General features: G+C 44.9%; 16 protein-coding genes. 13 read left to right on the top strand and 3 right to left on the bottom strand.

The annotated features are described in order from the left end of the window. Positions 1–6: 6 nt before the first annotated feature. The 3 genes from pnuC to QUA24_RS10795 all read left to right on the top strand — a co-directional run bounded on the left by pnuC (position 7) and on the right by QUA24_RS10795 (position 2,282). Complete coding sequence (pnuC, locus tag QUA24_RS10805) at positions 7–678, top strand: nicotinamide riboside transporter PnuC (protein WP_333229511.1); 672 nt, start codon at positions 7–9, stop codon at positions 676–678. Beyond that, complete coding sequence (locus QUA24_RS10800; RefSeq protein ID WP_333229509.1) at positions 675–1,664, top strand: AAA family ATPase; 990 nt, start codon at positions 675–677, stop codon at positions 1,662–1,664. Before pnuC ends, QUA24_RS10800 begins: the two co-directional genes overlap by 4 nt. 129 nt (positions 1,665–1,793) lie before the next feature. Further along, the gene (locus QUA24_RS10795; RefSeq protein WP_333229507.1) at positions 1,794–2,282 is read left to right on the top strand and encodes a hypothetical protein; all 489 of its coding nucleotides are present in this window, start codon (positions 1,794–1,796) and stop codon (positions 2,280–2,282) included. Positions 2,283–2,589: 307 nt separating this feature from the next. Here QUA24_RS10795 and QUA24_RS10790 read toward each other — a convergent pair whose 3' ends face one another. Continuing rightward, on the bottom strand, positions 2,590–3,360 hold the full coding sequence (locus QUA24_RS10790; RefSeq protein ID WP_333229505.1) for a hypothetical protein: 771 nt from the start codon (positions 3,358–3,360) through the stop codon (positions 2,590–2,592). A 1,055-nt stretch (positions 3,361–4,415) separates the two neighbouring features. On the opposite strand from QUA24_RS10790, the gene QUA24_RS10785 reads away from it, so the two are divergent. From QUA24_RS10785 to QUA24_RS10765, 5 genes are all read left to right on the top strand, one after another. Beyond that, a complete protein-coding gene (locus QUA24_RS10785) occupies positions 4,416–5,114 on the top strand; it encodes a class I SAM-dependent methyltransferase (protein ID WP_333229503.1) in 699 nt (232 codons plus the stop codon). A 224-nt stretch (positions 5,115–5,338) separates the two neighbouring features. Beyond that, on the top strand, positions 5,339–5,965 hold the full coding sequence (locus tag QUA24_RS10780) for a 7-carboxy-7-deazaguanine synthase QueE (RefSeq protein WP_333229501.1): 627 nt from the start codon (positions 5,339–5,341) through the stop codon (positions 5,963–5,965). A gap of 122 nt (positions 5,966–6,087) precedes the next feature. Further along, positions 6,088–6,531 carry a retroviral-like aspartic protease family protein gene (locus QUA24_RS10775; RefSeq protein ID WP_333229499.1) on the top strand — a complete coding sequence of 148 codons (444 nt, stop codon included), beginning with the start codon at positions 6,088–6,090 and terminating at the stop codon, positions 6,529–6,531. Between the two features lie 73 nt (positions 6,532–6,604). Further along, entirely contained in the window at positions 6,605–9,565 is a 2,961-nt protein-coding gene (gene uvrA / locus QUA24_RS10770) for an excinuclease ABC subunit UvrA (RefSeq protein ID WP_333229497.1), read from the top strand. A 182-nt stretch (positions 9,566–9,747) separates the two neighbouring features. After that, the gene (locus QUA24_RS10765) at positions 9,748–10,566 is read left to right on the top strand and encodes a hypothetical protein (RefSeq protein ID WP_333229495.1); all 819 of its coding nucleotides are present in this window, start codon (positions 9,748–9,750) and stop codon (positions 10,564–10,566) included. A gap of 282 nt (positions 10,567–10,848) precedes the next feature. Here the strand turns inward: QUA24_RS10765 and QUA24_RS10760 are convergent, their stop codons facing one another. Continuing rightward, entirely contained in the window at positions 10,849–11,343 is a 495-nt protein-coding gene (locus QUA24_RS10760; RefSeq protein ID WP_333162999.1) for a GAF domain-containing protein, read from the bottom strand. A gap of 378 nt (positions 11,344–11,721) precedes the next feature. Between QUA24_RS10760 and QUA24_RS10755 the strand changes: the two genes are divergently transcribed. Next, a complete protein-coding gene (locus QUA24_RS10755; protein ID WP_333229493.1) occupies positions 11,722–12,594 on the top strand; it encodes an alpha/beta hydrolase in 873 nt (290 codons plus the stop codon). Between the two features lie 95 nt (positions 12,595–12,689). On the opposite strand, the gene QUA24_RS10750 is transcribed toward QUA24_RS10755, so the two are convergent. Then, positions 12,690–12,896, bottom strand: a complete 207-nt coding sequence (locus QUA24_RS10750; RefSeq protein ID WP_445242601.1) for a hypothetical protein — start codon at positions 12,894–12,896, stop codon at positions 12,690–12,692. Between the two features lie 859 nt (positions 12,897–13,755). Here QUA24_RS10750 and QUA24_RS10745 point away from each other — a divergent pair. From QUA24_RS10745 to QUA24_RS10730, 4 genes are all read left to right on the top strand, one after another. Continuing rightward, positions 13,756–14,985: an acyltransferase family protein gene (locus QUA24_RS10745; RefSeq protein ID WP_333229491.1), complete on the top strand. Its 1,230-nt coding sequence runs from the start codon at positions 13,756–13,758 to the stop codon at positions 14,983–14,985. 24 nt (positions 14,986–15,009) lie between these two features. Beyond that, positions 15,010–16,452 (top strand): hypothetical protein, encoded by a 1,443-nt coding sequence (locus tag QUA24_RS10740; protein WP_333229489.1) that lies wholly within the window; start codon positions 15,010–15,012, stop codon positions 16,450–16,452. A 319-nt stretch (positions 16,453–16,771) separates the two neighbouring features. Continuing rightward, positions 16,772–17,026, top strand: coding sequence for a hypothetical protein (locus tag QUA24_RS10735; protein WP_333229487.1), 255 nt, complete (start codon positions 16,772–16,774; stop codon positions 17,024–17,026). After that, positions 17,026–22,518, top strand: a complete 5,493-nt coding sequence (locus tag QUA24_RS10730; protein WP_333229484.1) for a response regulator — start codon at positions 17,026–17,028, stop codon at positions 22,516–22,518. The genes QUA24_RS10735 and QUA24_RS10730 overlap by 1 nt, the downstream gene beginning before the upstream one ends. Positions 22,519–22,634: the final 116 nt, after the last annotated feature.

Genomic DNA, 22,634 nt, shown 5'->3' with positions numbered 1-22,634 from the left:
ATTGCCATGAAAAAAGCGAACCTGCCAAACTTAATCGGCTTGACAGCAAGCATCTTCGTACTCCTGCTTTCTGTGCAGTGGTTTGTCCCTATCCAACTCGACTTAATGGAAGCGATAGCCGCGATCGCTTCTGCTTGGAGCGTTTGGCTGCTTGCTAAAAACAATCCCCTAGGCTGGTGGATCGGCTTAATCGGAGTTATCGCCTACGCTGCGGTGTTTTATCAAGTTAAACTTTACGGCGAAGTTGCGATTCAATTTTTCTATTTAATCACGAGCTTGCGAGCAATTTATATTTGGCTGCAGGGCGGCGAAAACAGCACAGAAAAACCTGTATCTCGCATGGATCAACGCTGGCTCATCCTCACCGCAGTCTTAGTTACAGTTGGCGTATTTGCCTTGCGAACAGTATTAGTATATTTGGGCGGTGCGGCACCATTTTGGGACGCCCTGACCACCATCTTAAGCTCGATCGCCCAGTTGTACCTGATGGAACGCTATCTCGAAAGCTGGTATTTGTGGATTGTTGCAGACACGATTTACGTTCCCTTGTACGCCTCGCGCGGGCTATATCTGACGAGTATTTTGTACGCGATATTTTGGTTGATGGCAATTTACGGACTGCAAAATTTTCAGCGGATTTACTCGGAACAAAAGTTAAAACAGCAGCAATCTTTATGATACTGGGTGTTACTGTAGGCAAATTTTATCCCTTCCACAAAGGACACGACTACTTAATTCGAGAAGCTAAAAAAAAGGTTGACCGTTTAATCGTTCTCGCCTGTTACAAAACAAATCAAGCAGTTGCAGGAAGCGTTAGAGCCGACTGGATTCGGTTTTTGCATCCCGACGCAGAAGTTATCGAAGTCCTCGACGATTTGCCGGAAGCCCCCGAACCTTGGGCTCAGAGGACTCTTGAGGTGCTTTCCGGGCGAAAACCCGATATCGCTTTTACTTCAGAAGATTACGGGGAACCTTGGGCAAAACTGATGGGATCTCAACACTTTGCAGTCGATCGCGAACGGCTCAAATTCCCGATTTCTGGAACGCAATTGCGATCGCACTTAGCCGAACACTGGCAAATGCTGACTCCCCCAGCCAAAGCCTACTTTGCCAAACGAGTCTGCGTGCTCGGTGTAGAATCGAGCGGCACAACTACCCTGGCACGATCGCTCGCACAGCACTACCAAACTGTTTGGGTTCCCGAATACGGCAGGTGTTACTGGGAAGGTAGGCAATATTCGCCCGAACCTGAAATTTGGGACAGCTATGAATTTGTAGAAATTGCCAAAAAACAAGCTGCTATAGAAGACGATATTGCTACTCGTGCTAACAAAGTCGTTATCTGCGATACAGATTCTTTAGCTACTTGTATTTGGCACAAACGTTACCTTGGTTCCGAACACCCGATGGTCGAAAAAATTGCAGACAGCCGCCGTTACGATTTGTATATTTTAACTCAGCCGGATTTCGGGTTTGTTCAGGATGGAACGCGAGAAAGCGAATATTTACGGATGACTATGCACCAACAGTTTGTTGAGGTTCTTCAGAAGAAAGGAAAGCGGTATATTACTGTGGGAGGAACGCACGAGTTGCGAATGTTGGAGGCTCTGCGGGCGATCGATTCAGTGTTGGTGTTTGAACGATTAAAGGAGCTAGAGAATTAGGAATAAGTGGAGCGTGAGCGCGCACCTTTTATTTGCAGGCGATCGCTCTTTTGAAATATCTCTTTCTTCTGTAGATATCTATTAGAATAGTCGCACTAGGCGGTTAAAAGGATTGCAGGGAAACGATTTATGAAACTCATGGATTTGCCCCAAGATGTTCTCGATGATTTATGTCAGGATCAACAGTGGCGATTAGATATCGATCCAGGATTTGACAGCAAACACGAATTTTGGATGGCGTGGCACCATTTTCTCAAGTTACCGGAGGAATCCTACTTTGAGATCGCTGAAGATAGTCTCGCAGATTTTCTCACAGTTGAAGAGTATAACCTGCTGCTGCCAGTGCCGCGATCGCACCATGCCAGCATCGATCCCATTCGATTGATTCCCAGTGCTGACCAACAGACACTCACCCTGTTTCTTCAGGACTCTTACCATCGTGATTGGTTCACAAAGCCCAGCGATGCCCGTTCTGGATTTCTGGCGATCTGCGATCGCTATCAGAAGTTTGGTTGCGATTTCTATCTTGCCAGCTATTATCATTTCGCTTACCTCCTCGGAAAGGATTACGAAGTGGCTGTAGCGATTCTTACTCAAAAATTAGGTCAGCTACCGTAGTTGATGTCCGATTGAATGATATCGATTCAGATGAGTTTGTAGTGAGGACTTTAGTCATTCGATCCTGCGGACTAAAGTCCAAGGGCAAAGATTCTCCCAAGGTGAGGCAACGCTCTGCAAAAATTGTTGTTTGAGAATGCACGCAGGATTTGGCATAATGGAGAGATATATTTTGGTTGGTCAGGCAATTATCTATGTATATCTTGCCTTACAGATTTTTTGGGGCTCAGTTTTTCAGTGCCATTAGACTAAAGTCCTCACTACAAACCAATGTGAATGTAGTTGTTTAACCGGAGATAATAGGACTTTACGATTCTTTAAAGAAGCGGATGATTTCGCGGACATGGTTGAGAAATTGTCCGTCATCGGTGAGTTGGGCGATCGCACTTTCTGCATCTCTTCTCAGGTGAGTGTGCTCTGCTTGATTTGTCGCTTGCAAAGATTGTAGAGATGCGGATAAAGTAGTTAGTTCTCTTCTGATAGCTTCCCGTTCCCGATTTTGGACAGCCACCCATGAATTCGGATTGTCTGAACTTAATTGATTGCTCAAATCTCTAACTGTAGATTCTAAGTTTGCAAAGCGGCTGCGGAGTTCGACAATATCTTCGCGGGGGTGCAAAAATTGGCGGCGGATACTTGTCAGCCTTTGGGCTAAATACTGATAACCTCGAATAGCTGGACGCAGTACAGTTAACAGCAGTGCAGCAGCGGAACTGAGATAGCCAATAGCACTAATTCCGGCGGCGGCTAGGGCGTAAAGTACGATCGCGCTAAACAGGTGAAGTGCGATCGCCACAAAGAGCGATCGGCTAACTAATACAGTAACGTATTTGACTTGTTCCTGATCGACAGCAATGTTTTTTTTAGTCGATTCTGCAGCTTGCGCTAAAACTTCTTTAGCTTCAAAATGGATATTCCAGGGAACTGTAACTATCAGCAACAGCCATTCAAAAATAGCAATGGCAATTACCCAATCAATAAAACTGCCGGCCGAGACGTGCAGCCATTGCAGAATGGCAAAAACTAGCAGCAAAAATATGCCTGTGGCGGCACTAAAACCTGCGAAAGTGTAATACATAGCGATGCCTTGGTAGAATGTTGTTTTGATTGTGGGTAGGTGTTTTAGGTCTGGAGTAATAAACTGTGACAGTTAAGTGAGCGTCCTATTAATCCCGGTTCATTAGTTATGAGTAAAAGTGCAAGCCAAGGGTTGCGAGCAACCTGTTTTTTCCCACAAATGCTTGCTCTACCTCCATCGTGCAATTTAGTTAAGATTTGGGATAGGTTGTTTAGGTATGGATTCATAAGGTGTGACAGTTAAGAAATCGTCCTATTGAACCCAGTTTATTAGTAATTAGTAATAGTCCGGGAGACAAGGGTTTCCAGACGCCTGGTTTGTTCCATGAAAATACACGGGCTTGAACCCATCAATAATAGTTAAAGCAAACGGTTTGTTTGTTTGGGAGTGCGTAAGTCCTCAATAATGAGTCATTGGCGATTAATTAGAGCGACACAAACAAACTTGACAATGTAACAAAATGTAAACTAATCACAACCTCTGCGATTGCTTTATTTCACTGGCAATGACATACTTATGTTTTTCGCAGTTCATCTAGTTAGTAATCAGGATGAAGTCAATCGAGTTTAGATTTTAGATTTTAGATTTTAGATTAAAGAATTGAAGCATTGACCCCACGGATGAATCCGGGGGCTTGTATCCTGGATGCTTTGGGTCACATTCTCCCCTACTCATACCATTTGAGATTTGAGATTTGAGATGGGGAATGGCTGATTATGTATGGGTTTGCAGATTCTATACAGTTGCATTCATTTTTTGAACTGGTATCACTAACGGCGTTACGCGGTGCTAGTCCTAGAAAAGCAGGAATCTCAAAACGCTCCCCTCTATCTATTTTTATTTTCCAGAGCTGCTAAATCACCTGTGGCTGAGATAAACTGATTTGGAAGTAGAGCGCGCGTTTTGCAAGTTGCCTCTGTGTAACCGAGAGACTGCTACTGCAACCTGCCCTCAGCCACAGCAAGATAGATGCCTAAATTAACTCTACATTCTCGGATTTCCATTAACAGGGCGTCTACAATCTAAAATCAAAAGTGAGCAGCAAGGACAAACCGATGGCGAACTCAACTCTTGGCCTAGAACATCAACTTTACGATTATCTGTTATCTATTTCTCTGCGGGAGCCAGATATTCTCGCTTCACTACGGGAAGAAACTGCTAAACATCCTATGGGGATGATGCAGATTGCTCCCGAACAAGGTCAGTTTATGGAGCTCATGGTGCAGCTTATGGGAGCGACCAAAACCTTAGAAATTGGCGTTTTTACTGGTTATAGCGCGCTGTGCGTAGCTTTAGCACTGCCTCCTAACGGTCAAATTATTGCCTGCGATGTCAGCGAGGAATATACTGCGATCGCACGACGCTATTGGGAAGCTGCGGGCGTGGCTAATAAGATTTCTTTGCAGTTGGGCCCAGCAATAAATACTCTCGACAAACTAATAGCCGAGGGACAAGCTGGAACCTTTGATTTTGCCTTCATTGACGCCGATAAAGAAAATTATGAGGCTTATTTTGAGCGATCGCTGCAACTTGTACGCAATGGCGGTTTAATTGTAATTGACAATGTTCTGTGGTCTGGACGAGTTGCTGATCCTCAAGTACAAGACGAAAGCACCACCGCCATTCGTACTTTTAACGAGAAATTGCGTAACGATCCCAGAGTTAGTCTCAGTGTTGTCCCCATTGCTGACGGGCTGACTTTGGCATTGAAACGCCGCTGGGCTACTCTGATGGAACCTGAACAGGATAATTAAAGAGTTATTTGCGGTTTGTGGTGGATTTCTAAGGGACTCATACCACAGCTATGAAGAAACCGGATTGCTGAGTCAAGCTTCTGGGATAAAACGGATAATTTTTTTTCATAAACCCCGTTTATAGGTTCAGAACTGTTTTTATTTGCTGCAAACCGCGAAGAAATAACAATTTAAGAATATTATATCTAAACAACGTAATTAATTGATTTGAGGCGTAACTTCGGGTGTCTAATTTACAACTAAAATTACCAATTCACGAAACTTTTCAGTGTACTGTTCAAGGCGAAGGTTACTGGACGGGGACTTTAGTTGATTTTATCAGATTGGCCGGTTGCCCTGTGCGGTGTCCTTGGTGCGACACCGGTTATGCCAATGGGGGCAAAGGTTTGCCAGCGGTGCCGCAGTCGATCGCACAATTGCTCGCTCAATTGCAGTCTCCGAGGGTAGTCATTACTGGCGGCGAACCTTTCATTCACCGCGATTTGCCTGAGTTAGTTGAAGCTTTGTTAGAAGCTAACAAGCAGGTGAGTATTGAAACTTCGGGTGCTTGCTGGCAAGATGTTTCCCCACAAACTTGGATTACTCTTTCTCCGAAGGAACACGTCAATCCTAAATATCCGGTGCAAGAGATTTTTTGGACTAGGGCTAATGAAATTAAGTTGGTGGTTAGCACGGGCGAAGAAGTTGAATTTTATTACAAGCATTTGGAAAACAATGTGGATATTCCGGTTTTCTTGCAACCCGAATGGAACTCGAAAGATTCAGCAATTCCCATTATCTTAAAATTGCTCAAACAAAATCCTAGTTACAGGTTATCTTTGCAAACTCACAAGTTTATTGGCGTGCAATAAGTTGATTATTTTGACACAGATAGCAGCCGCTACTCGGAGCAAAGCAAAGAAAGTACATCGCCCTACTATTCGTATAAGTATGTGTTCAAATCAAAGCAGTAATTTATTGTATTATGAAAGTTATGCAAGCAGCTACTGAAAATCAAATGGGGAAAGTTATCACAACCCTAGTAATTACGAATCGGATCGATGAAGCTAAAGCAGAAGATGGTCTGATCCCAATTGAGCAAGTCAGGTCTGTTACTCTAGAAAATGTTTTGGTGGATACGGGCGCGACAACTTTATGTTTACCTAAAGATGTCATCGCCAGACTGGGTTTGAAAATTCTCAAGCAAGTAGTTGTGGAAACAGCCACGGGCATTAGTGAGGCGAGGATTTTTCGGGATGCTTCGATTTCTCTGTGCGGGCGCGAAGGGACTTTTGAGTGTTTGGAATTGCCAGATGGGAAAACTCCACTTTTAGGGGTGATTCCGATGGAAGCGCTGGGAATTGAAGTCGATTTGAAAAATCAAAGATTGAAAGTTTTGCCCGACGGGCCGACGGAAACTTATTTGACAATTCTTTGATATTCTTGAGTTTGGATGCCAGCTATTCGATCTGCAGCGCTAAGATGGTTAAGCACTGTTTTGCACTACTCTCATGTCCCAACGCGCCGAAACCTCAAACAGCCAGCCAAGTGCATCCCGCAACGGGCATAATTTGACGAATTCTCACTCTAACAACCAAAATACGATTCGGGTTCGCGGTGCGAGACAGCACAACCTGAAAAATATCGATCTGGAACTGCCGCGCGATCGCCTGATCGTTTTTACTGGTGTCTCCGGTTCTGGCAAGTCTTCCCTGGCTTTCGATACAATTTTTGCCGAGGGACAGCGCCGCTACGTCGAGTCTCTCAGCGCCTATGCGCGCCAGTTTTTGGGACAGTTGGACAAACCGGATGTGGACGCGATTGAGGGGTTGAGTCCGGCTATTTCGATCGACCAAAAGTCAACTTCTCATAACCCGCGATCGACTGTTGGCACTGTTACAGAAATTTACGATTATCTCAGATTGCTGTACGGCAGAGCTGGCGAACCACACTGTCCGATTTGCGATCGCTGCATTGCGCCGCAGACAATTGATGAAATGTGCGATCGAGTCATGGCACTTCCAGACGGCACTCGCTTTCACCTTCTGGCACCAGTTGTGCGCGGAAAAAAAGGCACTCACCGCAAATTATTGTCGAGTTTAGCTGCGGAAGGATTTATTCGCGTCAAAGTTAACGGAGAAATTTTAGAACTTTCGGAAAATATCGAATTAGATAAAAATCTAACGCACAATATCGAGATAGTTGTCGATCGGTTAATTAAAAAACCCGGTTTAGAAGAACGTTTAGTGGATTCTCTGGCAACTTGTTTGCGCCATTCAGAGGGAATTGCGATCGTTGAAGAGTTACCGAATGATGAAAATTCCGAACCACAGGCGCCGATCGTATTTTCCGAAAACTTTGCTTGTCCCGAACACGGCGCAGTAATGGAGGAACTTTCACCCAGGTTATTTTCGTTTAATTCACCCTACGGCGCGTGCCAAAATTGTCACGGTTTGGGGAGTTTGCGGACTTTTGCGCCGGAGTTGGTAGTTCCCGACGAGAAAGCGCCTCTTTATTGTGCGATCGCGCCTTGGTCAGACAAAGACAATTCCTATTATCTCTCTTTGCTTTGCAGTATTGCTGATACTTGCGGGTTTGATATCGACACTCCTTGGTATCGATTAAAGCCCGAACACCAGCGCGTGATTTTGTACGGGAATGAGTCCAAGCGCAGCGCAGAAAATAAAAAGCGCGACGGCAGCACTGATTTTAGGAGAGATTTTAATGGCGTGATTTCCATGTTGCAGCGCCAGTACGACGATACTGGTTCTGATTTGATCAAGCAGAAGTTGGAACAGTATCGGGTCGATCGCTCTTGCGAGGTTTGTCAGGGCAAACGCTTGAAACCCGAGGCGCTTTCGGTGCGGTTGGGACAGTACGGAATTGTAGATTTAACCAGTATTTCGATTCGCGAATGTCGCGAAAGAGTAAATAATTTGGGATTGAGCGATCGGCAATTCCAAATATCCGATTTAGCCCTGAGAGAAATCAAAGCAAGGCTGCAATTTTTGCTCGATGTTGGGTTAGATTACCTGACTTTAGACCGCGCAGCAATGACGCTTTCTGGTGGAGAAGCCCAGCGAATTCGGCTAGCGACTCAAATCGGTTCGGGTTTGACTGGTGTGCTCTACGTTTTGGACGAACCTAGCATCGGACTGCATCAAAGAGACAATTTTCGCCTGCTGCAAACCTTAACAAAATTGCGCGATTTAGGCAATACTTTGATTGTGGTAGAACACGATGAAGAAACGATGCGAGCGGCCGACCACATTATCGATATTGGACCCGGCGCCGGCGTTCACGGTGGCAAAATTATCTCGCAAGGAAGTTTAGAAAATTTACTGGCAGCCGAGGAATCTTTGACTGGTGCTTATTTGTCGGGAAAGCGAGTAATTGAAACCCCTAATGAAAGAAGAAAAGGCAACGGCAAAGCTCTCTCAATCATAAATGCAACGCGCAACAATTTAAAAAATATCGATGTCGAAATTCCCCTCGGAAAACTCGTCTGCGTGACGGGGGTTTCCGGTTCGGGAAAATCAACTTTAATCAATGAATTGCTGTACCCGTCACTGCAACACTATATCACCAAAAAAGTCCCTTTACCACCCGATATGGACGCCCTCAAAACTAAAGGGGAACGCTCTCTAGAGGATGTGGTTGATAAGGTAATTGTAATTGACCAATCTCCCATCGGTCGCACTCCGCGCTCTAATCCCGCTACTTACACGGGAGTCTTTGATGTGATTCGCGATTTGTTTGCCGAAAGCATTGAAGCGAAGACAAGAGGTTACAAAGCGGGGCAGTTTTCTTTTAACGTGAAAGGGGGAAGGTGCGAAGCTTGCGGTGGCCAAGGCGTGAACGTGATTTCGATGAATTTTCTGCCGGATGTTTACGTGCAGTGTGAGGTTTGCAAGGGTGCACGGTACAACCGAGAAACGCTGCAAGTTAAGTACAAAGGCAAGTCAATTTCTGATGTTTTGAACATGACCGTGGAGGAAGCTTTGGAGATGTTTAAAAATATTCCCAGGGCTGGCGTCAGACTGCAAACTTTGGTTGATGTTGGTTTGGGTTATATTCAGTTGGGACAGCCGGCGCCGACTCTTTCTGGGGGCGAAGCACAGCGGGTAAAATTGGCAACGGAACTGTCGCGCCGTGCTACTGGGAAGACGCTTTATTTAATCGATGAACCGACGACTGGTTTGTCGTTTTATGATGTTCACCATTTGTTAAATGTGCTGCAAAGATTGGTGGATAAGGGTAATTCAATTTTGGTAATCGAACACAATTTAGATGTGATTCGGTGCTGCGATTGGGCGATCGATTTAGGGCCTGAAGGGGGAGATAAGGGCGGCGAAATTATTGTGGCGGGGACGCCGGAGGATGTGGCGGCAAATCAGAGGTCTTATACTGGGAAATATTTGCAAGCGGTTTTGCAGCAGCATCCTTTAGGGGAGGCTGTAGCCGTTAGTTAATACTAACAGGAATTACGCAATTCTCATAATTAGTAAGGTGCGTCAGATATTTAAACCTTCAATAATCGTTTAAGAAACTCACCTGACGCACCCTACAATTAAAATACGTCGTATAATTGATAGAATATAGGTGCGAATCCTTCGCCCTTTCGGATATATTTACCAAATTGGGATAATCGTTCATGAATCGGAAATACTATTCTCATCGTACTGGCAAAAATCCTGAGGCGAGTCACCTCGATCTACCCAGGTTCGTTCAACTTTTCAAAACTTTATATCTTGATTTTCTAAAGAACGATTATTTTTATGCAAAGTATGGAGCTGTCCCAGACAAGCTAGGTGCTGACATAGAATCACAAATGTTCCTCGCCATCAGGAAATGTGATTTATTCCCAGTTGAGGAAAAATGTAATAATTATTCAGAGGATGACTTATTTGATGTCATCGAGTTTCTTTACGATTGTGTTTCTAAGCATACTCATGGATACAATAAATACCTCGATGAGTATGAAGATGATTATGACACCTCCGCTGGTAAGCAAGAATTTAGAGATAGAATTAATCACCTCTTGTGTGATTATAGAGAGGGATATGAACTTTCCGAAAATGGTGAAATTCTAGAACTTCCCGAGCAAGGATTGGAGGACTTAGTTCTTGCAGAACTGCATCCTTACGATGCTAAAAATGTTGAGCAGCGAGTTGAATCCGCAATTCTTAAATTTAGACGTTCTCGCTTATCTCTAGATGGAAAGTATGATGCAATTCGAGACTTATTTGCTGTTTTGGAGTTTCTGCGTGATCACATTAAGGAAGTAGGATTAAACCAAGCCGAGAGTGATTTATTTAATATAGCTAATAACTATTCAATACGACACCACAAGGATGGCCAAAAGCAGGATTATGACAAAGCCATTTGGTATAATTGGATGTTCTATTATTCTCTGGCAACGATACACGCTTGTGTAAGGCTAATTAAAAAGGATGAAAGCCAGTCACCATAAGCGCTAGGGGGAACAGTTTATGGCAGCGGACGAGCAAAAACCACGGGTGATGAATTCGACGTTATTTGTCGCCGCTGCATTTTACGGCTGATTGTCTCAATCCGTTATGACATCGGAAGCTGAATCAAGAGTTAGGAATTCCCGCTGAGATTCTCATCCAGCCCTAGGAGTCGCTACAAACCTCCGTCTAACAATAGAACACCATATTTTGGTTGGTTGGTAATTTTCGAGCGCACAGACAATGCACCCCAACTGTCATAAAGCGGGATTTGGGATGAAAGATTAACTATCTTGAATTGTCGGAGACATTGCCATATTTTGGGCTTCTCTTTGCATGAATTCAATGTCCGATCGCGACCAAGTGCGGGGCCCGTTGCACTGATGAGCAATTAACAGCCCCCACAGTCCTTTGTTCGTTAAAATTGGCACGACTAAATTGGCGCGAACTTTCAGGCTACGCAGAAAATCTCGGTGACATGGGTTAATTGGTTCTACTTCAATATCTGCAATTGCTTTAACTCTGCCCGCTTCGTACAAAGCAGCGTATTCGTCGTTAAAACACTCGTCTGGCCCTGTTGAACCCAAGATTGAGAGATCGATCGCACTCAACATCTCGTAAGTCACTCGACCTTGCCACTGTCTGTAAAAATAGTACAGTACGGCGCGATCGCTCTGCAAAACTTCTCGAATGTCGTAGAGGGATTTTTCAACTAATACATCGCGCTTTAGACGATCTGTCAAGCGGTTAACAATGTTTTGCAGCCGATCGCCAGACATGATATTAACTCCTTTAATTCCTAGTACACTTGCCCGATCTGAATTATTTAACTTGCACCCTCACAACACCTCAAATTATTGCGGATCGGGATTTTCGCGCGATCAAAAATGAGTAATTCTTGGCTTAACAGTTGTCGGGATGCGAGCAACATTATACTATTATTTTGACAGAGATAGCAATATTTTCGGGAAACGGGCGTTCGGCTTTTTTTTACGCACCCCTTTCGCGAAGAACCACGGGCGGGATGCCTGTTGCACAAAGGAAGAGAAAAGGAAGAGTTTACAAGTGCTGGGGAAATTGCTAGATATGCCTAAAGTTGGTTCCTCTCAAAGAGAGTAACTGCTAGGATATCTCGAAAGCTAGAGGAAGCATCAAATATGTCTGTGCTAGAAGCTGCTTGGAAACACGAATTTATCGCTACGAACGGCATCAAACTGCACTATGTCACTCAAGGTTCTGGGCCACTGATGCTGATGCTGCACGGATTTCCTGAATTTTGGTATTCTTGGCGACATCAAATCCCGGAATTTGCATCAGACTATAAAGTCGTCGCTGTAGATCTCAGGGGTTACAACGACAGCGACAAACCTCACGATAAATCTGCTTATGTGATGGCAGAGTTTGTGCAAGATGTCAAGGGCATTATTCAGGGTTTGGGATACGAAAGTTGCGTCTTAGTTAGCCACGACTGGGGAGGCGCGATCGCCTGGAATTTTGCTTATGCTTATCCCCAAATGGTGGATAAATTAATTGTGATGAATCTACCGCATCCGGCCAAGTTTGCTGAAGGGTTACGCACTCCCCAACAATTGCTGAGAAGTTGGTACATCTTTTTGTTTCAGTTGCCAGTTTTGCCGGAGTTGTTAATTCAGTTGGGCGACTATCAGGCAATTTCGGCTGCTTTGGAAGGTATGGCAGTTGACAAAAGCACCTTTAGCCCCTCAGATATCGAAGCTTACAAAGATGCGGCTGCCAAACGGGGTGCTCTGACTGCTACTATCAATTATTACCGCAATATTGCTCGCGGATTTCTCGATCGCCAGAATTGGAGCGTGCTGCAAGTTCCGACGCTGATGATTTGGGGAGAAAATGATGCCGCCCTCGGCAAAGAGTTAACCTATGGAACTGCAGATTACGTGCGGGATTTTCAGATTCATTACATTCCTAATTGCAGCCACTGGGTGCAGCAGGAACAGCCGCACTTAGTGAATCGGTACATGAGAGATTTTTTGGCAAGTAAGTTCATTTAATATCATATTCAGTTTGATCGGAATGCTACTGAGTCTGCGAGTAGGACGATCGCGATCCACTGAGAAAATTATTATTCCCATGCGAGCCGAGATATTCACCGACTGCTGATTCCCTCCGTCGTGCGCCCGCTCATTTCCCAGGGCTGAATGCGGTAAATTGCAATTACCTCCGCACGTCCCAGCGAGTCAATCCAGGTGCGATTGATGGCGGGTGAAAGTGTGGGGTTGTGTTCTTTGACCAATTGCATCGCGCGATCGATGTCTGGCTGTTCCGTGAGGCTTTCTGCTCGCCCGTTCACCACAACGCTGCGCCAGTGGGGGAATTTCGGTCTAATTATTGCGTTTGTGAGACGCCTGTTTTGTGGTTCTAAACAAGTAGAGAATTTCCGTAAAGATAATTTGGGTTAGTCTCAAATATAATCTACGATATTTTTTGTTGGAAAATTTGTATGATTCTGGAAATAAACCCTCGGCAATTGCTGAGGGTTTATTGTTTTTATTAAATGGGGAGCGTCTAATTAATTAATAAAAAAAATATTTTCTCTTAAAGTAATTTAAACAAACTTTCAGCCCAGATAAAGCCCAAACTAGCTTTATCTGCAACTTAGGCGTCCATGTTTTATTGTTACCAGCGAACAAAAGGCGATCGTCCCCTGGAATTCTCTGACACTAGATATAATCCCTCCTCAAAAAACATCGCCGCATAACCGCAGCGCGCAATTTAGGGATGGTTCACGCTGCAGTTATGTGGCAAATGCGATCGGCTTGACGCTGATGACCCGCCCCGCACGGTCTGGGGTGACTGCCAAGCCGGGTCTATAATTCCCTCAAACGCTGGAAATCTTCTAGCTCGTGAGTGCACACTGCCCTCATAGCGTATTGGTGCGATCGATCGGCTTTACCTCATCCTACCGGCTGGCGATCAGCAATAAACCTAGTGTATGCTTAATCACCTGTTAAAAGAATCAGATTTAACGATCGCAGCCTTCGATATTTCAAGGGTTTTAGGGTCTTCTTTTCCACCTTGACAGGGCTGGCGCTTATAACATAGAGTAGAATTTTTGCTGCAGTATCCTAAAAGCATTCGAGTACATCCTAGGCTGACCATCCTAACTGTCCTGACTGTTGCTATAAGTTTGAATTAAACGGAGATTTTTATTGATGAAGTATAATCGATTTCAAGAATTAGATATGATGAGAGGTTTTGCTGCCTGCTGGGTAGTGGCGGTTCATTTTTGGTACTTCAATTTCTTGCCTCCATTTTTTGGATACAGCAACTTTTTGGAGTATGCAAAAGTAGTAGGTCCAGCCTCGACAATTGCCAAGTTTTTTCCCCTGCCATTTAATAGTGCAGGCAATATAGTTTTTGATGTGCTGAATATATTTTTCTTGCTGGGATATCAGGGAGTTCATATTTTTTTCATTCTCAGTGGTTTTGGACTGGCTTATTCAAGAATTTTAAAGCCTGATGAAAGCTGGAGCATTTTTATGAGAAAAAAAATTTTCCGGCTCTACCCTACCTACTGGATACTTTTAGCTGTATCTGTGATAATCCCTAGGTTAAGAGCGGATTTATTTTATGGCTATTTTGATTGGTGGTCATTTTGGAGAAGTTGGGCAATTCTCGATAAAGCCATACCATTTTCTTGGTTTATGTTTCCACTAATTCAATTTTATTTGTGCTTTTTTTTGCTTTTTAAATATTTAAAAAAACATCCTATTAGACAGTTTATATTCACTTGTTTTGTTATTAAAGTTATCTATACCTTTTTAGTTTTAATATTAGGCTTTAACTTTAAGGTATTTTCGCCAATATTGGGCGATCTCAGTTATCCAGGCTATTTAGCAATTTCAAGGTTATTTGAGTTTTGTTTAGGAATGGCAATGGCCAAGGTTTATGCAAGTAATCCTACCATATTAATTAATTACCTAACTAAGCCCGTCACAATAGCCATAGCAATAATTTTTGAAATATTGGGTATTATGGGTTCCTTTGAATTTTCAAATCCAAAATTTCTAGGCATATATTTCCCTTTTGGACTGTGTTTTTATGATGCTTTCCTGGGATTGGGCATATTTGTAATTGTCTTTAATGTTTGTAGGAGTTTAATAAAACTTTCAGACTTAACAACGAGATTTTTAACATGGATTTCTAAAATTTCTTATGAACTATATTTAACGCAGTTTATAGGGTTAATTGTTATACCCAAATTTTTTACTGTGGTAGTGCGAGGTGAACCTTCACTTTTGACGGCTAGCCGTGCTATTTTACTTTATATATTAATTCTCCAAGTTTGTATAGTTAATGCTTGTTTATTACAACAGCTAACAAACTCGATCGCAAGTCGATTTAGATTAGCGATGGGTTCCTTTACCTCGGAAATAAAATAACCTAAATTAGTAGTTAATAGTCAAGTGTTATCAAAAACTAGAATTCTGAATTTGTTTCTCGGCCTTTTAATTGCCCTCAGCCTAGAGTTGTTCAGCGGAACGACAACTTTTGCTCAAAACATTGAAACAATTAAAATTTCCGGTACTGCTGCGGGTGTCAGCACTCGCTACATCGGTGCAGTCGAGGGCAATATCAATTTCGACATCAAAGATTTGCAAGATTTGGGAATTAATACCTACCGCATTTACGGCGGGATGTCCCGGTGGGAAGCTGAAGACGACGACGGTAAATACGGTTGGCCATCTATTGAAGAAATTAAGACAAATCGAAATATAATTAATTGGGCGCATTGGGATCGGATTATGACTAATCCGCCCCAGGGTAGCGATTATTGGTGGTCGGGACAACCCGGTACGGTTTGGCAAGGCAATGCCAGGACTATTTTTAATACTCTCAAACAAGCAAATATTCGCCCGGTTGTCAGCATTCGCAATGTTGATAATAGCTGGAATCCCAGTTGGGCGCTGCAACTAAATCCGCCGCGCACAGGAGAAGATTGGAACGAGTGGTGGGAACACGTTTTTGCTACGGTTTATTGGCTGAATGTTCGCAATGATTACCGCGTTGATGATTGGGAAATTCACAACGAACCGGACAATCGCGATCAGGGTTGGGGCGGGACTAGGGCTGACTATTTTGAATTGGTTAAGGTGGCAAAAGATGCGATCGACTTTGTTTATAAAACTTATTTGCCGGATCGCACTTACCGCATCCATGGCCCGAAAACCGTAGGGGGCAGCAATTGGCCGGCTAGTGCTTTGCAGGAAATACCGAATTATTTCGATACAGTCAATGTCCACAACTACGATGCAGATATTTCTAACTACACCCGCAAAGTGCGCGGCTGGATGAACGGTACTGTCCGCGCTAACTCGCAGCTTTGGGTAGGAGAATGGGGAACTTACGAAATTAGCTACGGCGATTTATCTTTAGCTTTAAATTTGATTAAGAATTTGATTCGAGGTTCTCAACCTGGGGATAATTATATTTACGGAAGTCACATATTCTGTTTGTACGACTGGGGCAAGCCCGCAGGGGCGGAAGGTTTGCTAGGTGACGGGGGAAAACGGCGCGCGGGCTACTATGCTTTGCGGATGGGAATTAGGGCTTTGCAGGGCGGGAAAGCTACCTTTTTTCCTATCACTAACAGTTCCGATTTAATGGCAGTTGCAACTCTTGATGCTAGCAAGAATGTTTACTTGCTGGTTGTCAATGACCGAGCAACATCTTACACTGTTAATGCTGATATTTCGGAGCTGATAAAAACTGGTAATGGCACGGTGCGGGAGTTCAGTTCTCAAACAATGGATGAGGTTGTTGGTAGCTTAAGGCTGAAGGCCGGCAATGCGAGTTTTGCACTGGCGGGGAACAGCGCTATTCTCATCAAGTTCGATCGCCAGAAGTGAAGCTCAAATCCTCTGGGCCATAATTGGGATAAGATAGAATTAGTTATGCTCAGAATTATTTATTTTCTGCCTGTTTGGTCCTCGAACCCTCGAACCCTCGAACCCTCGAACCATCGAACCCTCGAACCCTCGAACCCCTAATTGCACAGTTGCCATACCTAAGTCGTCCTGTTGTGATTCCCCTCCTGTCGCTGGTAAATTGGTAGGGTGCAGGTATCTTGCCTCAAACAGAATGCGAGCGAGAGTTCCGTTGAGGGGCAGAAAGTAGGGTGCAGTCCAGACAATCGCAGAAATTCTTGCTCGTAAACCCGCAGCAGTTATGCTAAGCGAGGAATTGCCCGCCAGCCTTCATGTCCGCCCTCTGGCAGATTGTATTGGTTCTGAAAGTCAGAAGCCGTCAATTATCAGGATATGGCACGTAATTAATTTTAAATGCCAAGATGCTGGAAGTATGGGTGAGTTGAATCGTACAGAAACTTTGAGCGCGCTTGGAAATATCGCGGGTAAAGCCTCTCAATCAACCTGCTGCTCGCGATCGGCTTTTTCCAACAAATATCACTTTTATGCCCCCTGATGTTTATTCCCTCCCTCAGTCAGGTCATCAACCGCAATCCCCTCACCGTCACCCCTGAGACGCCCGTAGAAAAGGCGATCGAGCTGATGAGTAGCACAGGAGCCAGTTACGTCCTCGTGGTAGAACCGCGCGGGCATTCTCAACTCGGACATCCCACCAACGGGACTTCCCCACAATCGCGGGAACAGTCGGGTTTCTACAACGGCAAACGGCCTGCGATACACGCAGGAGGCAATGGGCTGCGTCTCAACGGCTCAAAAGCTCCCTATCCGAGCAGCCAGACAGTGCTGGGGATTTTTACAACTCGAGATATCGTACAGCTAAATTCCATCGGCGCTGCTTTGAGGGGATTTGCGATCGAGCAAATCATGATCAGAAGCGTAACTGTAGCCCGAGAATCGGAAATTCCCGACTTTTTTGCCTTAGCAAATCTGCTGGAGAAAAATCAGATCAGCCATTTGCCGATTGTTAGCGAGGCTGAAGAACTTGTCGGTTTAATTAGCTCTCAAAGCTTGGTGCAAATGTTGCAGGGAATTGGGGAATCGACACCAAAAGCAACTAGCAGCACTTCCCCACCTGGGGCTTTCGCCTTCCCTCCGCCGCTGCCAATTGTGCATCAGAAATTAGAGCTGCCCGCAAGTTTAATTAAACTTTATCAAATCCCTCAAATAGCAGCTTCAAGAATAATTCACGCTCCTTCTAATTCTTCGGTTCGCTACTTGGCGCAACTGATGTTTAGACACCATGTTAGTTATGTATTAATCACTGAAACCCCCGATCAACACTCGACTGGTGCGGCTCACAATTCCAAATTTACAAATCCCAACCTTCACAAACTGGTTGGGGTGGTAAGTTCGCGGGATATCGTGCAGTTGCAGGCCCTGGGAAGAGACTCTAACAAAATTAAAGCCGGAGCAATTTGCAGCAGTTCGCCGCCGTTGGTGCGATCGCACTCTACCCTCGAAGCAGCCGTCGCGCTGCTGCAAAAACACTACTGCCAGTTGCCTTTATTAGTCATCAACGAAACAAATCACCCGATCGGGATTATTAATCCTAAAACTATCCTTTTACAAGCGCTGGATTCAAAATCTCTGCATTCTGGCTTAATTGCTTTGCAGCGCCAGCTAGAATCTAGCAACGCTCAATACAAAAAACTCTCAGCAGAAATACAGCGGACAGCAGCAAATAGCCACGAGATAGCTGAAATTTCTCACCACACTTTCGTAGAGCGGCCAAATCTCCCCCCTGCCGTCAACAATCAGGGGATTTGGGACTGGAATCTCGAAACAGATGAGTTTTTTTATTCGGCGCGGTGGCAAGAAATGCTGGGCTACCAAGAAGGGGAAATCTCGAATCGCCGATCGGAATGGTGGAGTCGCATCCACCGAGATGATATTGAATCGGTAAAGGCAGCTTTAGAAGAACACTTCGCCCAAAAGACACCGGATTTTGCAGCAAAATATCGGATGTACTGTAAAGACGGCAGCACAGTCTGGGTGCTGAACCGGGGTCAAGTTTTACGCAGCGCTACTGGCAAACCGCTGCGGGTAGTAGGAACTCATACAGATATTACTCTAAACAAGGAGTTTGAAGTCAAAAACCGCGAGCATGATCAAGAACAATTCCATCTATTTGACTCTTTAAAAGCAACAGTAATTTTCCACATAGATGCGGCGGGGGTTTGGAAATTTCTCAACCGCGCTTGGACGGAAATTACGAATTTTCCGGTTTCCGAAAGTTTACAAACTAATTTTTTAGATTGGGTGCATCCAGATGAGCGCGAGCAATGTGCAAATTTATTGGAGTCTTTGCTGTCCGGGAAGTCGGAATTTGAACGGCGAGAACTGCGATTTAAGTCCAAGTCGTTTGCTGGGAAAAACTCCTTGGGAATTCACAGTGATTCCGGCTTTGTTTCCGTTGAAATATTTGCCCAAGTCCGGCAGAATTCTCAAGGCGAAATAGCGGGAATTTTTGGGACTTTGCACGATGTCTGCAACCGCCTCGAAGGAGTTGAGGAACTGCGGGAAAGTGAGCGGGCAATTCGATCACTCTACGAGGTAATGGTGAGCTCGGAAGGCTCTTTTGACGATCGAACGATCCGGTTGCTGGCAATGGGTTGCAGTCAATTTGGGATGGATATCGGGCTGTTGGGCAGGGTTTTGGGCGATCGCTACGAAGTGATTGCGGCTTATGTACCGGAAGATTTTCCCTTTGGCTTTGCTAAAGGAGACGGTTTTGCTTTGAGCAGAACCTTTGAGCGAGAGGTTTTGCGATCGAGCGAACCTATTTCTGTCGAATCAGCTGGCACTACTCAGTGGCGCAACCACCCCGCTTACAGCGTCCGCAAGTTGGAGGCTTTTGTGGGGACGAGGGTAATGGTGCAAGGGCGAATTTTTGGCACTTTGAGCTTTACTTCCCGCACCACTAAATCTCCTTTTAAACCGCTGAATTTTGAAATTTTAAAGTTGATGGGCAATTACATCGGCGCAGAAATTGCCCGCGAAGAGCGAGAGCGAACTTTGCAACGTCAGTACCAGCGCGTTTTACTACTCAAACAAATTACTCAAAAAGTGCGATCGACCTTAGACACTCAAGAAATTTTCCAAACTACCGCCACCCAAATCGGCCGCGTATTTGGTGTCAATCGCTGTACAATTCATACCTATCTTTCCGAACCTTATCCCCACCTTCCTTGCGTTGCGGAATACTTGGAACCCGGTCACGAATCGGCTTTAGATTTAGAACTTTCTGTCACTTATAACCCGTACACCGAAAAACTCCTCGCTGAGGATATAGCCCTAGCATCTCCTGATGTGTTTGCCGATCCTTTGCTGGAATCTTCGGGGCCGATGTGCCGCCGCATCGGATTAAAATCTATGTTGGCTGTTCGCACTTCCTATCAAGGAGAACCGAATGGAATTATTACTTTGCACCAGTGCGATGCAACTCGCCAGTGGAATCCCGACGAAATTGAACTTTTAGAAGATGTGGCCGCGCAAGTTGGAATTACCTTAGCTCAAGCACAACTTTTAGAAACCGAAGTTCAGCGACAGCGACAGTTAGCAGAGCAAAATGAAGCTTTGGATCAAGCGCGACAAGCGGCGGAAGTTGCTAATAGAGCTAAGAGCGAATTTTTAGCGACTATGAGTCACGAAATCCGCACTCCGATGAATGCGGTAATCGGGATGACGGGCTTGCTGCTGGATATGGAACTAACTCCTGAACAGCGGGATTTTGTGGAGACAATTCGTACCAGTGGCGATGCTTTGCTGACTATTATTAACGATATTCTCGACTTTTCCAAGATTGAATCGGGAAAATTGGATTTGGAGCGCAGCCCCTTCGAGCTGCAAAACTGTATAGAAGAATCTCTAGAATTACTGGCTCCGAGAGCCTCAGAAAAAGGTTTAGAGCTGGCTTACTTTATTGATGATTCTGTGCCAAAAAATATTTTAGGAGATGTCACGAGACTGCGCCAAATTTTGGTAAATTTGCTGGGCAATGCAGTAAAGTTTACAGAATCTGGAGAAATTGTAGTGTGCTGTACGGCTAGGCAAATTGAACAGGTAGCTGCTAATACTTCACCAGATAAAATTAATATTCTAGCGCCACAACCGCTATTAATTAACCAGGGAGAGTTGGCACGTAGCAAACAATACGAGATTCAATTTGCTGTCCAAGATACGGGAATTGGCATTCCGCCAGACCGGATGGATCGCCTGTTTAAAGCTTTTTCGCAGGTGGATGCTTCGACAACGCGACATTACGGCGGGACGGGTTTGGGACTGGCTATCAGCCAGCGTTTGAGCGATATGATGGGCGGTACAATGTGGGTTGTCAGCCAGGTTACTCCGGGAAGTTCTAAGTCTCAACCGGGAGTTTCTGCGATCGGACAAAGTATCGCTGGAAGGTCGCCTGCAGAATTTACTCCGCCGTTGATATCTGGTTCGGGTTCGATTTTTTATTTCACGGTGACTGCTGAAGCGAATGACCTCCGGGCTGAGGAAAAAAGACCGGAATTTGCCGCTGGTAAGCACTTGTTAATTGTTGAGCATCATGCCATTAATCGGCAAGTTTTGATCCGTCAGGCAGAGTCTTGGGGAATGATACCCGTGGCTGTAACTTCGGGTGCTGAGGCTTTGGAAATCATCAAAGGAAACTCGCCGCTCGATTTAGCTATTTTGGCGATGAATCTACCAGATATGGACGGTGTGGCGTTGGCTGTAGAGATTCGGAAATTTGAGCTGAGCAATTTGTCCGGCGGCGACGGCCTAAATCCGAATGTCATCGTTAAAAACCCTCGCAAAATTGCCCTACCTTTGGTGCTGTTTACTTATTTAAGTAAGGCGGAAGTTTGGAAAAAACTTGAAACTACAGAGGTACATTTTTCTGCTTTTTTAACTAAGCCTTTAAAACAGTCACAGTTTTATAATGTGTTGCTGCAAGTTTTTGGATATGTTACTGGCAGAAGCGGCAGGGGAGAAGTTTCAAATGTGGTGACTGTGACTTCGGGATTGAAGTATTTTGAAAATTCTCAAGAACAGCACCGCGTGCAGCGGACGCCTGCTGTTTTGAGGCAGGTTGCGGCGAATTCTGCCGGACAGGATGCAACTAATTCTAGTCAGATTCGGATTTTGCTGGCTGAGGACAATGTGGTGAATCAAAAAGTCGCTACGCATTTACTCGACAGGATAGGATATCGGGCTGATATTGCGGCTAATGGGTTGGAGGCTTTGGAGGCGCTGAAGCGGCAATCTTACGATGTTGTGCTGATGGATGTGCAGATGCCGAACATGGATGGGTTGGAAGCGACGCGCCGCATTTGTCAGGAATGGCCTGCTAACAAGAAGCCGAGAATTATTGCGATGACTGCTAATGCGATGCAGGGCGATCGGGAAAAGTGTCTGGAAGCAGGTATGGACGATTATATTACTAAGCCGGTGCGCCGGGAAGAGTTAGCGATCGCCTTGAGCAAGTGTTCACCTCTGATTCGGGATGAATTGGATGCGGTTAATGAGGAAAAAAATCAAGATATTTCTGATCAAGTTGACAGTGAGGGGGCAGGATCTTCGAGCGTTCAACCGGGAGCAGATTCGCCGATAGATTTTCATATTTTGCAAAATCTCCGCGAGCTAGACGATGATGAAGACCCAGATTTTTTGGGGGAACTGATTAAGATATATTTGGAAGACGCACCGCAACATTTAGAAACTATTAAGGAGGCTATTTTTCTGGGCGATGCTGATAGTTTGAAGCTGGCTTCTCACACGCTGAAGTCGAGCAGCGCCAATTTAGGAGCCGTGTCTTTTTCTGCTGTTTGCAAGGAGTTGGAGTATATGGGCCGCGTGGCGGTTGAGTCTGGAGGGGAACAGGTTTTTGATGTGAGTACGGCGCGCGATCGCCTGTTGGAAGCCCAAGCGGAGTGGGAAAAGGTGCGGGCGGCTTTTGAGACGGAATTGGAAACGGGGAAGTTGCGATCGCAAATAGGGTAATTTATTATATCAATTCCGGTTGCACTCCTCCGGAATTGTTGAGTGTTGACTGTTGAGTGTTGACTGTTGAGTGTTGACTGTTTAAACAATACCGATGCAACCGGAAACGATATTAT

Origin of the sequence: Microcoleus sp. Pol12B5 (assembly GCF_036701335.1) — a bacterium.
Classification (GTDB): Bacteria; Cyanobacteriota; Cyanobacteriia; order Cyanobacteriales; family Microcoleaceae; genus Microcoleus.
Note: the sequence above shows the minus strand (reverse complement) of the source record. Positions and strands in the feature narration are given on the sequence as shown.

Coding starts and splice junctions, on each gene's coding strand:
- pnuC (WP_333229511.1), top strand. CDS start 7: ATGAAAAAAGCGAACCTGCCAAACTTAATCGGCTTGACAGCAAGCATC.
- QUA24_RS10800 (WP_333229509.1), top strand. CDS start 675: ATGATACTGGGTGTTACTGTAGGCAAATTTTATCCCTTCCACAAAGGA.
- QUA24_RS10795 (WP_333229507.1), top strand. CDS start 1,794: ATGAAACTCATGGATTTGCCCCAAGATGTTCTCGATGATTTATGTCAG.
- QUA24_RS10790 (WP_333229505.1), bottom strand. CDS start 3,360: ATGTATTACACTTTCGCAGGTTTTAGTGCCGCCACAGGCATATTTTTG.
- QUA24_RS10785 (WP_333229503.1), top strand. CDS start 4,416: ATGGCGAACTCAACTCTTGGCCTAGAACATCAACTTTACGATTATCTG.
- QUA24_RS10775 (WP_333229499.1), top strand. CDS start 6,088: ATGCAAGCAGCTACTGAAAATCAAATGGGGAAAGTTATCACAACCCTA.
- uvrA (WP_333229497.1), top strand. CDS start 6,605: ATGTCCCAACGCGCCGAAACCTCAAACAGCCAGCCAAGTGCATCCCGC.
- QUA24_RS10765 (WP_333229495.1), top strand. CDS start 9,748: ATGAATCGGAAATACTATTCTCATCGTACTGGCAAAAATCCTGAGGCG.
- QUA24_RS10760 (WP_333162999.1), bottom strand. CDS start 11,343: ATGTCTGGCGATCGGCTGCAAAACATTGTTAACCGCTTGACAGATCGT.
- QUA24_RS10755 (WP_333229493.1), top strand. CDS start 11,722: ATGTCTGTGCTAGAAGCTGCTTGGAAACACGAATTTATCGCTACGAAC.
- QUA24_RS10745 (WP_333229491.1), top strand. CDS start 13,756: ATGAAGTATAATCGATTTCAAGAATTAGATATGATGAGAGGTTTTGCT.
- QUA24_RS10735 (WP_333229487.1), top strand. CDS start 16,772: ATGCTAAGCGAGGAATTGCCCGCCAGCCTTCATGTCCGCCCTCTGGCA.
- QUA24_RS10730 (WP_333229484.1), top strand. CDS start 17,026: ATGTTTATTCCCTCCCTCAGTCAGGTCATCAACCGCAATCCCCTCACC.